Genomic DNA, 14,818 nt, shown 5'->3' on the forward strand with positions numbered 1-14,818 from the left:
AGGGGGTAAAGTAAAAGGTTACTAATCATTGGTCCAAAGGTTCAATTTATTTTCCATATAATATACATAAGCATGTTCCAGATTGGGAGGATACGATTCAGCCTCATACCCTTCGATCTCGTCGGCCACCACCTGCACTTCCCAACCGGAACCGGAAGGAATCGTAGAGATAACAGGATATTTCTTATCCACCTCGTGCAGTTCATCACTTGTCACTTTAATGCGCCATACTTTCCCTTCCGCCTGTTTCAGCATATCCTGCGGAGAACCGTAAAAGGAAACCTGTCCCTTATTCATCAACGCCATGCAGTTGCAGGTACTGGATATATCTCCCACAATATGGGTGGAAAGAATAATCGTCACATCATTCTCACTGACTTCCGACAGCAGATTACGGAAACGGATACGTTCTTCCGGGTCCAACCCAGTCGTCGGTTCGTCCACAATTATCACCTTCGGATGGTGGATCAATGCCTGGGCAATACCCAGACGGCGTTTCATACCGCCCGACAGTTTATTCGCATACCGTTCGCGCACATCAAAGAGACCGACATTTTCCAGCATGGCATCCACAGCCTGCTTGCGTTGCTTGCCATTTGTCATGCCTGATAAACGGGCCGCATAATCCAGAAATTCATGTGTCTTATATTTGGCGAAGAAACGGAAATCCTGCGGGAGATAACCTAATATTCCCCTGATCTCCTTCCGCTGTTTGAACAGATCGTATCCGCAAATATTCACCTGTCCTGACGATGGTTCCATTAATGCAACCAGGATACGCATCAATGTAGATTTACCGGCACCATTGGGCCCGAGCAGTCCAAACATGCCCGTAGGTATCTCCAGATTAATGTCTTTCAAGGCGTGGTTTCCGTTCGGATACACCTTATTTAGGTCTTTTATCGATATGCTCATTCTGCCAACTATTCAGAAGAAATTAGAATTAAGTATTAATGGCTGGTAAAGATATATTTTATTCGCATGAATACAAATAAAAAACGCCCTTATCCCAAATATATTGGATAAGGACGCTTAATTTTTTTAATTAAAATCAGATTTTAATAGTTCTGCTTCATCGGTTCGAAATATGCCTGCGGATGTTCGCATGCCGGACATTTCATCGGCGCTTTCTTGCCTTCGATCACGAAACCGCAGTTACGGCACTGCCAGAAGATAGCTTCGTCTTTTTCAAATACTTTGCCTTCTGTCAAGTTAGCCAGCAGTTTACGATAACGTCTTTCGTGTTCAGCTTCTACTTTAGCAATCATTCTGAAAGCAACAGCAATGTTTTTGAAACCTTCTTCTTCTGCGATGTCAGCAAATGCAGGGTATAAGTCAGCCCATTCTTCATTTTCGCCGTCAGCAGCAGCAGCCAGATTTTCCATTGTTGTGCCGATCACACCGGCCGGATAACAAGCAGTAATTTCCACCATACCACCTTCCAGGAATTTGAAGAAACGTTTAGCGTGTTCTTTTTCCTGTTCAGCTGTTTCCATAAATACACCGGCTATTTGTTCGTAACCTTCTTTTTTAGCTACGCTTGCAAAAAATGTGTAACGACTTCTTGCCTGAGATTCTCCGGCAAATGATTTAAGCAAATTCTGTTCGGTACGTGTACCTTTAATACTTTTTTCCATAATGCTAATTATATATGTAGTATAAAATGAGTTTGTAAAATCGCCTTATTTAAATAACTCTCAAAAGTAGGAAAATGTTTAAGACTTTAATTCATTCTTTTACTTAAAATATATCTATCCACAGATAAATAACATCTATTACTTTTCTCCCGAAAGACAAGTAATCAGAAGTTCAGGACAGATACAGATACAATTTTTACCACATTTGCAATGTCGACATTACAATATATCCTATATTTTATGCTTTACGCTAAATATTATTGTATCTTTGCATCAAAATTTAACATACTAGGCAGAAAGATGGAACGTAAATTTGATTTTCAGCCCAAGTTGATCTCGGCGCTGAAAAACTATTCCAAGGAAAAATTCATGGCAGACCTTATGGCGGGGATCATTGTGGGCATTGTGGCCCTTCCGCTTGCCATCGCATTCGGTATTGCTTCGGGAGTTAGTCCGGAAAAAGGATTGATCACCGCTATTATCGGTGGGTTCATTGTCTCTTTTCTGGGAGGCAGCAATGTGCAGATCGGGGGACCGACGGGAGCATTTATCGTCATCGTATACGGTATCATACAGAATTTTGGTATCGAAGGACTTGCCATTGCAACCGTTATCGCCGGTATCATACTGGTAATTATGGGAGCATTAAAACTCGGCACAGTCATTAAATTCATCCCCTACCCGATCGTTGTCGGCTTTACCAGCGGTATCGCACTGACCATTTTTACCACACAGATGAAAGACCTGTTCGGACTGACGATGGAAAAAGTACCGGCCGATTTTATCTCCAAATGGATTGCTTACTTCGAACATTTCCATACGGTCAATCCATGGTCGTTCGTAATAGGGATTGTCAGTATACTTATTATTGCCGTCTCTCCCCGATTTTCCAAAAAAATACCGGGATCGTTGATTGCTATTATCGTCATGACAGTCATCGTATATATTATGCGCAATCATCTGGGTATCACTGGTATTGAAACCATTGGCGACCGTTTCACTATCAATGCTTCCCTCCCGCAACCGGAAGCTATTTCTTTCAATATGGAAACAATCAATCTCCTGCTTCCTGCGGCTTTTACCATCGCCATGCTGGGGGCTATCGAATCACTTCTTTCGGCAACTGTAGCCGATGGTGTAACGGGAGATAAGCATAATTCGAACACGGAACTGATCGCCCAGGGAGCCGCCAATATCATTGTTCCCATTTTCGGAGGTATTCCCGTTACCGGAGCAATTGCCCGTACAATGACCAATATCAACAACGGAGGCCGTACACCTGTTGCCGGTATTATCCATGCAGTCGTACTGATGCTGATCCTGTTATTTCTCGGACCGCTTACCAAGCATATTCCGATGGCTTGCCTGGCAGGGGTGTTGATTATTGTATCTTATAATATGAGCGAATGGCGTACCTTCCGTTCGTTGATGAAGAATCCGAAAAGCGATGTTTCTGTTTTGCTGGTCACATTCTTCCTGACCGTTATTTTCGACCTGACCATCGCCATTGAGATCGGTTTATTAATTGCCATGTTCCTGTTTATGAAACGGGTAGCGGAAACGACGCATGTGTCTGTTTCCAAAGACGAGATCGACCTGTCCGATGAAGGAGAAATCCATCATGATGAAGAAGTGCTGACTTTACCGAAAGGCGTAGAAGTGTACGAAATCGACGGCCCGTTCTTCTTCGGTATAGCTAATAAGTTCGACGATGTGATGAAGATCATAGGTGACAAACCTAAAGTACGTATCATCCGCATGCGCAAAGTCCCGTTTATGGATTCGACCGGCCTGCATAACCTGGAAAGCCTGTTCCGTCTGTCGAAAGCAGAAAATATCCATATGATCTTATCCGGAGTAAACGAAGATGTACGCCGGGTATTGACCAAATCCGGATTCGACAAGAAGATCGGACCAGACAATATCTGTTCCAACATCAACGAAGCTGTCAGGAAAGCGGAAGAAGCTGTAAAATAAATTCTAAAACTGAATGCCTATGGAAAGGAAGAACGAATGCGTCATCTTCTTTTTCCATAGCATATCGTTCAACGGCTTTCGTTCAATCACGAGGTTACGGCGACCGCCATACACATCATAGTTAGAAATGGTATATCCAGCTGAAAATACCCAGCTTTCTACCTCGATCTGCATAAAACTCCTTACATTCCAATACAACCAATCCCCATTCAGGTTAGTCATATCTTCCGTATACAGAGCCGAAGTGGGTTGTTTTTCATTTTCATAACCCACCCGAAGCGTTTCGTTGGCAGGAACAACCATATATGCGCCAGGTTCCATATTGAACGTCACCTTCAGGTCACGATCTCCCCACCTGTTTATATTGGGTGTACGCAACCGGAGAGCCGGACGGAAAAGTATCCGTTTTACATTCGATTCATCCGAACCGATATACCATCTCATGTTTCCCGGAGCAGATCCGGAATAATATTCGTCGTAAAACTGTCCCGTAAAATTAACACCTCCTGTTATACCGACATACCGGCAAACAAAAAAAGTAAACGCCGGCTCCACCTCCCAGGAGTAGTTATTATTCAACCCTCCTGAAAGAGCAAATTCCCATCTCCTGAATGCCTCTTCCTCTTTTGCCCCGGCAACAACAGGGAGCAACAACACCATCCATAACAACAATCGTTTCATATCTTTTCCGTTTTCACTATTGTGAAGACATGAAAAACAAGAAATACCCCTATCAATAGGATAGAGATATTTTACTTAATCCACCTTCAATATATTAATTCTTATTCCGTTTTATTCTCTATATAATCCTGTTCTTTTTAATTACATTTGCGTCTCATAACCGAATAATCTAAAATTATGGCACAATCAGGAAGACTGCTCTCACTGGACGTAATGAGAGGTATTACAATTGCAGGGATGATCATGGTGAACAATCCGGGAAGCTGGGGGTATGTATATGCTCCGCTACGGCATGCATCATGGAACGGCCTCACTCCTACCGACCTGGTATTCCCGTTCTTTATGTTTATTATGGGAGTTTCCATGTTCTTTTCATTGCGAAAATACGACTTCAAATTATCCGGAGAAAGCGTTACGAAAGTACTGAAACGGACCGTGCTGATCTTCTTGGTCGGATTTGCCTTGAATTTATTCGGACATCTCTGCTACAACGGATTTTCCAATTTTGAAAACCTACGTATCCTGGGAGTTATGCAACGGCTAGCACTGGCTTACGGGATCGGCTCACTGATCGGATTATCCGTTAAGCATAAATATATTTTACAGACAGCAGCCGGAATACTGCTGTTTTACTGGATACTTTTAGCCGCTACCGGCAGCCAGACGTTGTCGGAAGATAATATAATTGCAATAGTCGACCGTGCACTGTTCGGAAATACGCATATGTACCATGATTATCTGGCAGACGGAACCCGCATCGCCTTTGATCCGGAAGGGTTGTTGAGTTGCTTGGGAAGTATCGGGCATGTATTGCTCGGTTTCTATGTGGGCAAAATGATTCTCGACTGTAAAAAGAACAATGAATTAATTATCAGGAATTTGTTTATCTTTGGAACAATTATTCTGTTCCTGGGATTCCTGCTAAGTTACGGCTGCCCGATCAATAAAAAACTATGGAGCAGTACATTTGTATTGACCACTTGCGGATTCGGCTCGCTGTTTCTGGCGTTTCTGATCTGGATCATCGACATAAACGGCAAAAAGAAATGGTCGCTGTTTTTCGAATCTTTCGGGATTAATCCGTTATATCTCTATGTACAGGGAGATGTATTTGCAGTGGTACTCGATAAATGCGGAGTGACACCGTATGTATATGCAGATGTCCTGGTCCCGCTCTTCGGAAACTTCGGAGGTTCGTTGGCATGGGCTATTTTGTTTGTCGTATTGAACTGGATACCGGGATATTGGTTATATAAGAAACGTATCTACATCAAATTATAATGAATCGTTACAGACTGTTTTATCACTGCATTTATATAAGTATCATCTGTTTATTCCTGTTTTGCCCCGGCAAAGCAAAATCGCAGATAAGCGAAGGAGGAAAACCGGTTAGTTTCAACTATCAAAACCCGTTGAAAAGCTGGCAACCGGCTGTTCAGATACCGGTAAATTTCAGTGTGGAAGACAGGATAGCAGTCGATGAATGGCGGGTAAGCCAGGGAGCACCTCTGGCTGTTTCTGCATTGATAGATACGGATTTGAATATGGAGAATGCCGGAGAATGGCGGGTATTGCCCAGTGGAGAAAGAATCTGGCAGCTTCGCCTTCAGGCAAAAGGGGCGATTGCCTTAATGTTATATTATGAAACATTTTACCTGCCGGAAGGCGGAAAACTATTCATATACAATGCAGAAAAGACTCATTTACTGGGAGCCTATACTTCGCAAACCAATCCGGACGGAAAATCATTTGCTACGGAATTTGTGGCCGGCGATGATATCATTCTCGAATACGAACCGCCTGTTTCGGACGAAAAAGCCCGTATAGCCATTAATCAGGTAGGATACGGATACAATCATCTGTATGTGACTACTGATTTACGGAGTACCGGCCCGGAAACTTCCGGTTCCTGCATGGTCAATATCAACTGCGAAGAAGGAGAGGAGTGGCAAAACGAAAAGAACGGCGTTTGTATGATGGTTGAGAAAATAGGGAAGGCCGGATACCTCTGTTCCGGTTCACTGGTGAACAACACGGCTAAAGACATGAAACCTTATATATTGTCGGCTTTCCATTGTACACAAGATTACGATAACGGAACGACTGCTTCGGAAACAGATCTAAACCAATGGGTATTTTATTTCCATTTTGAACATACCGGATGCGAAAACGCTTCGCCGATAGCCGGACATAAAACAATGACCGGCTGCCGGCGGATTGTAAGTATTCCGATAGAGGACGGTTCCGACGGACTGTTATTGTTACTGAACGACAAGATCCCGGCAGAATATAATGTCTATTTCAACGGTTGGGACAGAAGTGAAACAGCTGCCTCATCCGGAGTGAATATTCATCATCCTTCCGGCGATTATATGAAAATATCGACCTTCGGTGATCACCCGGTAAAGACAACGACCTGGATAGATAATACATTCACTGCCGGAGCTCCCGATGCCCATTGGAATGTCATTTTCGACAAAACGACCAACGGACACAGTATCACGGAAGGCGGTTCCTCCGGTTCGCCGCTTTTCAATGAAAATAAGCAGATAGTTGGTACATTGACCGGCGGCAATTCTACTTGCCGCCTGACAAACGGGAATAACTTATACGGCAAATTTTCTTTCCATTGGGATAAATATAGCCGGGCTGATACCGGGCGCATGGATATCTGGCTCGATCCGTTGAACACCGGTGCTACAACAATTCCCGGTTTGTCGCAAACCGGAGAGGAGGGGAGCCTGTTCAATTACAAGTCACCGACAAGTGTTACTGCCCAATCCATTTCTTCCAATAATGTTCTTATTCAATGGAATGCACCTGTATATACACAGTTGATCGGCTGGGGTACACAAAATTCGGCCGCACAAATCGGATACCATGGCACTCCTTTCTATTTCGGTCAAAGATGGGAGTCTAAAGAATTGATAAACATACATAAAAAGAAATTGGTAAACGTAAAATTCATTCCTGTCTACAGTGTGAATTATGCCATCTTTATCAAACAAGGAGAACGGACCTATCAACAGGAAATAACCAATCTGACGGCCAACCGGTCCAACACAATAGAGTTGAAAACACCTTATACGATTGATGCCAACCAGGATCTGATCATTTCCATCTATGCCAGAAAATACGGACGCTCGGTTTATCCTGCTTTCGTAGATAACGGTCCGGCCGTTAACGGAAAAGGAAATCTAGTATCTTTTGACGGAAACGAATGGGAATATTTGCTGGATGAAGAATTCAATATTAATTTTATCCTGTCTGCTACCGTCACTTCCGAAGAAGGTGAGCTGACACTTCCCCTTCCCACAACAAACAGTGATATACAGATTCCGGCTTTCCCAGCTATTACCGGATATAACATATACAAAGACCAGATGTTATTAGCTTCTGTCGCCGCTTCCACATTACAATATACAGATAAAAATGTCACCGGAGGCAAGCATGACTACAGTGTTTCTGCTCTATACGATTCAAAAGAAAGCAGAGCAGCCACAGCTACAGCAGAAACAAATGTAAATACGGAGAGTATACAGGAAACAACCGATTTCCATATCACCCCTGCAATATTCAAAGACCGGATACAGATAAATAATTACCAGCAAGTCAAAAACATTGAAATTTATTCATCCGACGGAAAACTTATCCGGAAATTAACCGATCCGGCAGAATGGATAGAGACAGGTAATCTCCCGCAAGGTGTTTATTTCTTCAAACTAAGCAATGATAAGACTTTCAAAACCGTTCGCGGCATCAAACAATAATGAACTAATTTACTAATTGGCCAATGAATAGAGCAATTAGTTCTATTATTATCAAAATTGAATGTAGCGTCGTTGGTAGGGGCGGTTCGCGAACCGCTCTTACGGTGTCAATGTAAGCCTGTAAGGCTTTAACAAACCAGCCCAGGGTTCTAACCCTGGGTTTATGAAAATTCGCTCCTGCCTTTCCGCCCTGTAAGGGCGGGACAAGCTAAATATCAACCCTTTTCGTCTTGTCGCACCCCTACAGGGTACCTCAGAAAGAGAAGGATTCAAGGGAACCCAGGGTTAGAACCCTGGGCTAGTTTGTTACAGGCCTACAGCCTGAAGTCACCGTCACTAATTGGTTCATCCTATAATTAGCAGATAGTTCAATTATTTCTATATTGGAGTTTCCTAATAATGTTTCATCAAATGCACTGTCATACTATCATATTTTATATAATATACAAATAATCAATATGTTACTCCATGATAGTTACCATTTTCAACTATCATAATACTGTCATAAAACCATCATTTGGACTATATTTTAACTAAGCAACATTGTTTAGGACCTAAAAAAGGCTTTGCAAATAGGATATAATTGCACTTATATATCGCTTTCCCTTCTATATGTTTTGCGAAAATATATAGACTAATCTCACAGGAATACATACTTTTTGTTCTCAAGATGCCCTTTTCAGCCTGTTTTACACCCGGATGTAGACTGTGCCCAGACCCGGGTCTCAACATTGTCGACACCCGGGTCTCGAACAACATAAGTAACTACTTCTCTGAAAATAAGTCATATACTTCAGTAAAATAAGAAGCATATATTGGGTTTCAGGACAAGACTATGATAGTTGCATGATAGGTAAATGATAGTTGAAAACAGGAACTATCATAGGATAACATATTGATTATATGTATATTATATAAAAATATGATAGTATGATAGTTCTTTTATCCCTGTGATAGTTTTGAGAAACGCCTTTCATCTCTTTAATAGGAAACCGTCACGTCAAACCCTTCTTTCCGTGCCCGGTCGGCTATTGCGTCCAATGCTTCTTTGGAAACTTTTTTAAGTCCTTTCAATGGAGTTTCACGGTCGATGGTATAGATCATTACCTGTTTCGGTTTGATTTGCTTCAAGGCTTCAAGCCAGCCGGTTATTTCTACTTCGGTTGTATTATCCACTGATTCACCGTTCACTTCGCCTTTCAGGAACATAGTCTGGATAATCAGATTTCCTTCGAAACGGCATAACTGTCCGAGCAATTTATCGAATGTAAAAGCAGGAGAATTGGGAACATTCAACTGTTGTATCCGGCTGTCGAGCACAGAATCGAGTTTCAGTATATTATCTTCAATTTTATTCAATGCCCGGAATACTCCTTCCTTATGCAACATGGTTGAATTGGATAAGACAGCAATTTTGGCATTCGGAAAGAAACGGTCGCGGGTGGCAATCGTATCTTCTATAACACCTTCAAACTCCGGATGCATGGTTGGTTCTCCGTTACCGGCAAAAGTAATTACATCGGGAGCAATTCCTTCGGCCTGCATAGCCGATAACTTTTCCGTCAATGCTTCCTTCACTTCTGCACGGGTCGGCAATTTGGTACGTGTACGCCGTTCCCCATTCAGTCCGCATTCGCAATAAATGCAATCGAAAGAACAAAGTTTGCCGTCCACAGGAAGCAGGTTCATACCCAGAGAAACACCCAATCGCCGGCTATGTACCGGGCCGAACACTATTTTATCAAAAAGAATCGTTGACATATCTAATACGTTTTTATCTATCGAGTTCTCTATATAACAAAGAACAGGACAATATTTCCTGAATTACGGATACAAAGCTACAAAAGACCTTATAATTACCAAGGATGAAAAGCTAAAAAGAGGATCGTCACCCTTGCTTTATTAAAACATAATTTATTATTAATTAAATAGGCAATAAGCTATGTTTCACTACTTTTGCGACTAGAGGCTGTGTCAAAATTTTGTTTTGTCATGGCGGACTTGATCCGCCATCTTATCCTAAACATTGATTATCTGTGTAGGATGCGATCCCGGATCAAGTCCGGGATGACAGAATAGTGAATTTTGACACACTCTCATTTATCATAGAAAGCGTCCGGCTTTATCCTTTTCAGTTTATATTTCATAGTTTATAGAATTTCGACACACTAGTATTTCACATTACCTGTTATGGGTAAGTAGTGATATACCAGGGTGCCTTATTGTGTGCTGTAAACTGTGATGACTGACTGCTGATACGATAAAAGCCGGTAAATTCCTGCGTTTTCTTTTATAACAATTGTCACTTCAGGGAATCAGTGACGCAATATTTTATATTGTGCTGTTTAATTCCATAGAATTCATTTGCTTCCTGCCGATCGTTTTCATTGTATATTGGTTAGCAGACAAGCATTTGAAATGGCAGAACTTCCTTGTCGTAACAGCAAGCTATATCTTTTATGGCTGGTGGGATATACGTTTTCTTTCTCTGATCATACTGACCAGTTCCTTTTGTTTTGTCAGCGGACTTCTCATCGAACGGGCCGAAGACAACCGGAAGAAACAGAAGATAATCAACACGATCAATATTTTACTCAATATAGGTATCCTGGGAACGTTCAAATATTTTGATTTCTTCAGTACTAATATTGAAGCTGCATTACATTCATTAGGGTTTGAACCGGATTGGATAACACTGGATATACTTCTTCCCGTAGGTATTAGTTTTTATACTTTACAGGCTTTAAGCTATAGTATCGACGTATATCAGAAGAAAATATCCGCCTGTCATGATCCGATTGCATTCTTCGCTTTTGTCAGTTTCTTTCCGCAGCTGGTGGCAGGTCCCATAGAAAGGGCCACCAATCTGTTACCCAAATTTTATAAACGACGTACATTCGACTACAGTAAGGCAATAGACGGCTGCCGACAGATGTTATGGGGATTTTTTAAGAAGATGATCATTGCCGATAATTGTGCGATGGCAGTCAATGAAATATGGGGCAGTTATCAGTATCAGAGTGGTTTTACTCTTTTACTCGGCGGTCTTTTATTCACTTTTCAGATATACGGAGATTTTTCCGGTTATTCGGATATTGCTATCGGATGTGCCCGGTTATTCGGAATAGATTTAATGAAAAACTTCAATTATCCCTATTTTTCAAGAGACATCTCCGAATTTTGGAGACGCTGGCACATTTCATTAAGCACCTGGTTCCGCGATTATATCTATATCCCGTTGGGAGGAAGCCGTTGCAAGAAAGCAAAAGTAATCAGAAATACTTTCATCATATTCATTATCAGCGGACTCTGGCATGGGGCAAACTGGACGTTCATTCTATGGGGTATTTACCATGCCTTACTGTTTATGCCTCTCTTGCTGCTCAATAAAAACAGGAGATATACGAAAAATGTAATCGCCGAAGGTAAACTTTTACCCTCTTTCAAAGAAGCTGTACAGATGTTTTCCACCTTTTTCCTTGTCCTTATCGGATGGATTATTTTCCGGTCCAACGACATCGGCGAAGCATCCGACTATTTAGCACGTCTTTTTTCCCCGTCTTTATTCGAGGTGTCCTTTCCGCACGGCAAAAGAGCATTGATATATTGCTTAGTGCTACTCATTATTGAATGGATGCAACGGGACAAAGAACATGCATTACAGATAAACAAAGAGATAAAATCACCTGTGATCCGTTGGGGAATCTATTATATCCTGATTTTTATAATCGTCTTTCTGCAAGGTACACCGGCCGATTTCATTTATTTTCAATTCTAAACGATATGAAGAAATTTATAAAACGATTGATTATCTTTCTGATACCTATCCTGATACTGTTCATCCTGTTGGAATATGCTATCCGGCAAATACCGAACACTTACAAATATAAAAACGAGTGGATGTCACAGCATGCAGATAGCCTGAATACACTCATATTGGGTAATTCACATTGTATGTCGGGAGTCAATCCTTTATTCCTGACCAACAGCGCTTTCAATTTCGCAAATTCTTCACAGGATTTGGAACGTGACTATTTTGTATTAACCAAATATGAGAATATGTACAATAATTTAAAATGCGTTATCCTTTCTTTTTCATATTGTACACTTCAGGACAAAATGGATTATACGGATAAATCCCGGTTAAAATATTATGGTATTTATATGGGATATGAGAAATATAAATACAGTGTGGAAATAACGAGCAGCATTACTTATGAGAAAATAAAAGACTATCTGAAAGAGGGTACTTCACAATATTCTCCTTTAGGATTCAGAGTAAACAAATCTTCAAAAGATAATTTGGAAGTAAGTGGCATAAAAGCAGCCAAACGACATACATTAAATAATCGGAAAGATTTGGATGATAATCTGAAATATCTTCACAAAATCATTCAGTTCTGTGAAGATAAACAGATTCAATTAATTCTTGTCACTACACCAACCTGGCATAGTTATTATGAGCATCTGGATAAGCATCAACTCGACCAATTATTATCCACCGCAAAAGAACTGGATAATAATCACGAAAATGTATTTTATTTCAACTTTCTAAAAGATGACCAATTCAATGATAACGATTTCAAAGACGGCGATCATTTATCAGAAGACGGTGCAGAAAAATTCACTAAAATACTAAAGGATTCCATCAAACATAAATTAGATATTGAATTGTAAATATATCTTCTAAAACTTATACCGTAAAAGCATATACATATCCGTTTTATTATGTCCTTTTATCTCTTCCTGATCCGTACCGATTAAGTCGCGGTCTGCATAATAACTATGTCCCAGTTTAGCAGAAAGAGAAAGTTTCTTTATTATATCCCATCGGAAAGAAAATGACAACCTGATTCCTTTCCCATAAAACGAAGGCATACTGAAAGCATACAATATATTTTTCTCATACGAATTGATACGGCTGTAATAATCGTCCGTATGAAAATAAGCCAGGTAAATATCTGATTGGAATGGGAGAGAAGACGGCTTCCAGCCTGCACCTTGCGAGATCATCCATCCGAGACTCCGTTTTCCTTTTCCTTCATCATAATAAACACCGTCGGCCGATGTTTTCAACACCCATGTCGATTGCAATCCGTAAAGCAATTGCAGTCTGATACGTTGCTGGGAATAAGGCAGAATACTCAATGCCGATTCATTTTCCAACGTCCGGTTCTTTTCTTTCTTTCTGTATTTATAACGTAAATAGGTCGTAAAGTTCTTTCCCGAATTATAATCCAGCTGAACCATATACTCCTGTCCCGAAGAAGGAGCATCCACACCATATTTCAACCAGGGGAAACGGAACAAATCCGCATACGCCGACAATTTGAAACGGGCAAACGGCGTCCACTGCATTCCGGTATAGAAACCCTGTTCATTCTGTACGGATGAATGTTGTCCGAAAGCATTCCCGAAAAAAGCCTGATACTTTTTGTCATAATAACGATGAAGCAACAATAAAGAAAAATAGGAGACAGGCGTTAACCGGATGGCATTCAATGTGGCAACTGCCTTGTTTGAGGACATGGCTGTTTCTCCGTAAAACTTTATTTTCTTTGTTTTAAACATGTAATCAACACTTATGTCGATATTATCGTTTCCACGGAAATAGAAAAGATTATAAGGTTTCGGGTCCGGTTGTACCTGATATTTTCCGAAAGAGTAGGAGAGAGCTGTAAACCCGACGGAAAGATTCGAAGTCGTATAGTGTACATTTCCACCGTATGTCTGCATAGGAACCGTATGTTTCTTTTCCCAATCCCGCTCCAGCCGGTGCAAACCATCTGTTTTAAATGTACTGACTTCATAGTTATCAACACCGGCATCTAACTTTCTATACGAATATAACAAACTGATATATACCTGTTTTAATACTAAAGTAGAAGCTACTCCGCGAAAGTAATCATTTTCATTTGTTGAAAAGTGACGACGGAAACCATTGCTGCGTCTTTCCGCCTGTGCCACTATCGAACTGCGGCCGGGAGTAAAATCATTACTGATAACCAGACCTTGCCCGAAAGAAACCTTATAGTCACCGATAGCCAAAGTTTTCAACCATTTATTCATATCTTTAAAAAACAGGTGTACCGAATAAAAATCATAGCCTTTATGATGGTTATTCCAAAACGGTTCACCGGCATCCTTTTCAGCTACCATTCCCCATTGAAGCCTGTCATCAAAAGTATACGAATAACGCAGGGAATGATAGAAAGGTTCCCCCAGATATTTCCGGTTCGGATATTGCTGCAAGATACTATCCGGATATGAACAATATCCCTTTTTCTGTTGAAAACACTTATCATATCTGATTTGCAATTCATTAGAACCATACTTCAACATGTTCTTAACAGAAAATGGCCGCTTATTAACCGATATGTCTCCGATATAAACAAACGGAAGCAATAAAGAAATCGTTGAAAAATCCATTCCTTCCACATTCTTCAGTTCATAAAGAGTGACCAGCTTTCCATATTTCACACGATAAGCCAACAGGCTGTTTATTTGTTGGTCAGACAGGAAAGGCAGACGTTTCAGTTCAGTTTCGGTCACACTGTTCAGTTCAAAAGGGTGTTCCGACAGATAGGAAAGGTCCGAATACAGGTTTTCAATCTGTGCTTCATCTTCCGTTTCAGAAGCCATTTCTTCTATATATTCCATCCACTTATCAACAGAATATATAGTCTGACTATTAAGGTTATAACTGTTTATAAACAGGTATACTAACAGGGTTGTCAACAATCTTTTCATAGT

At 40.9% G+C, this 14,818-nt stretch carries 10 protein-coding genes; 5 read left to right on the forward strand and 5 right to left on the reverse strand.

What is annotated here, in order from left to right; genetic code table 11:
- Positions 1-21: 21 nt before the first annotated feature.
- Complete coding sequence (locus NBH15_RS02105; RefSeq protein WP_044215046.1) at positions 22-915, reverse strand: ABC transporter ATP-binding protein; 894 nt, start codon at positions 913-915, stop codon at positions 22-24.
- Between the two features lie 143 nt (positions 916-1,058).
- Positions 1,059-1,637, reverse strand: a complete 579-nt coding sequence (gene rbr / locus NBH15_RS02110) for a rubrerythrin (RefSeq protein WP_128133385.1) — start codon at positions 1,635-1,637, stop codon at positions 1,059-1,061.
- A 300-nt stretch (positions 1,638-1,937) separates the two neighbouring features.
- Between rbr and NBH15_RS02115 the strand changes: the two genes are divergently transcribed.
- Entirely contained in the window at positions 1,938-3,614 is a 1,677-nt protein-coding gene (locus tag NBH15_RS02115) for a SulP family inorganic anion transporter (protein WP_250821883.1), read from the forward strand.
- A gap of 3 nt (positions 3,615-3,617) precedes the next feature.
- Here the strand turns inward: NBH15_RS02115 and NBH15_RS02120 are convergent, their stop codons facing one another.
- Positions 3,618-4,295 carry a hypothetical protein gene (locus tag NBH15_RS02120; protein ID WP_250821884.1) on the reverse strand — a complete coding sequence of 226 codons (678 nt, stop codon included), beginning with the start codon at positions 4,293-4,295 and terminating at the stop codon, positions 3,618-3,620.
- A 177-nt stretch (positions 4,296-4,472) separates the two neighbouring features.
- Between NBH15_RS02120 and NBH15_RS02125 the strand changes: the two genes are divergently transcribed.
- Positions 4,473-5,576 (forward strand): acyltransferase family protein, encoded by a 1,104-nt coding sequence (locus tag NBH15_RS02125; RefSeq protein WP_250821885.1) that lies wholly within the window; start codon positions 4,473-4,475, stop codon positions 5,574-5,576.
- The gene (locus NBH15_RS02130; RefSeq protein ID WP_250821886.1) at positions 5,576-8,065 is read left to right on the forward strand and encodes a T9SS type A sorting domain-containing protein; all 2,490 of its coding nucleotides are present in this window, start codon (positions 5,576-5,578) and stop codon (positions 8,063-8,065) included. Before NBH15_RS02125 ends, NBH15_RS02130 begins: the two co-directional genes overlap by 1 nt.
- A 981-nt stretch (positions 8,066-9,046) precedes the next feature.
- On the opposite strand, the gene NBH15_RS02135 is transcribed toward NBH15_RS02130, so the two are convergent.
- Positions 9,047-9,826 carry a radical SAM protein gene (locus tag NBH15_RS02135; RefSeq protein WP_250821887.1) on the reverse strand — a complete coding sequence of 260 codons (780 nt, stop codon included), beginning with the start codon at positions 9,824-9,826 and terminating at the stop codon, positions 9,047-9,049.
- Positions 9,827-10,403: 577 nt separating this feature from the next.
- Here NBH15_RS02135 and NBH15_RS02140 point away from each other — a divergent pair.
- Positions 10,404-11,843 (forward strand): MBOAT family O-acyltransferase, encoded by a 1,440-nt coding sequence (locus NBH15_RS02140; RefSeq protein WP_250821888.1) that lies wholly within the window; start codon positions 10,404-10,406, stop codon positions 11,841-11,843.
- Positions 11,844-11,848: 5 nt separating this feature from the next.
- On the forward strand, positions 11,849-12,742 hold the full coding sequence (locus tag NBH15_RS02145) for a DUF1574 family protein (RefSeq protein WP_250821889.1): 894 nt from the start codon (positions 11,849-11,851) through the stop codon (positions 12,740-12,742).
- Between the two features lie 9 nt (positions 12,743-12,751).
- On the opposite strand, the gene NBH15_RS02150 is transcribed toward NBH15_RS02145, so the two are convergent.
- Positions 12,752-14,815 carry a helix-hairpin-helix domain-containing protein gene (locus tag NBH15_RS02150; protein ID WP_350472258.1) on the reverse strand — a complete coding sequence of 688 codons (2,064 nt, stop codon included), beginning with the start codon at positions 14,813-14,815 and terminating at the stop codon, positions 12,752-12,754.
- Between the last annotated feature and the right edge of the window lie 3 nt (positions 14,816-14,818).

Source organism: Parabacteroides caeci, from assembly GCF_023656795.1.
GTDB lineage: Bacteria > Bacteroidota > Bacteroidia > Bacteroidales > Tannerellaceae > Parabacteroides > Parabacteroides segnis.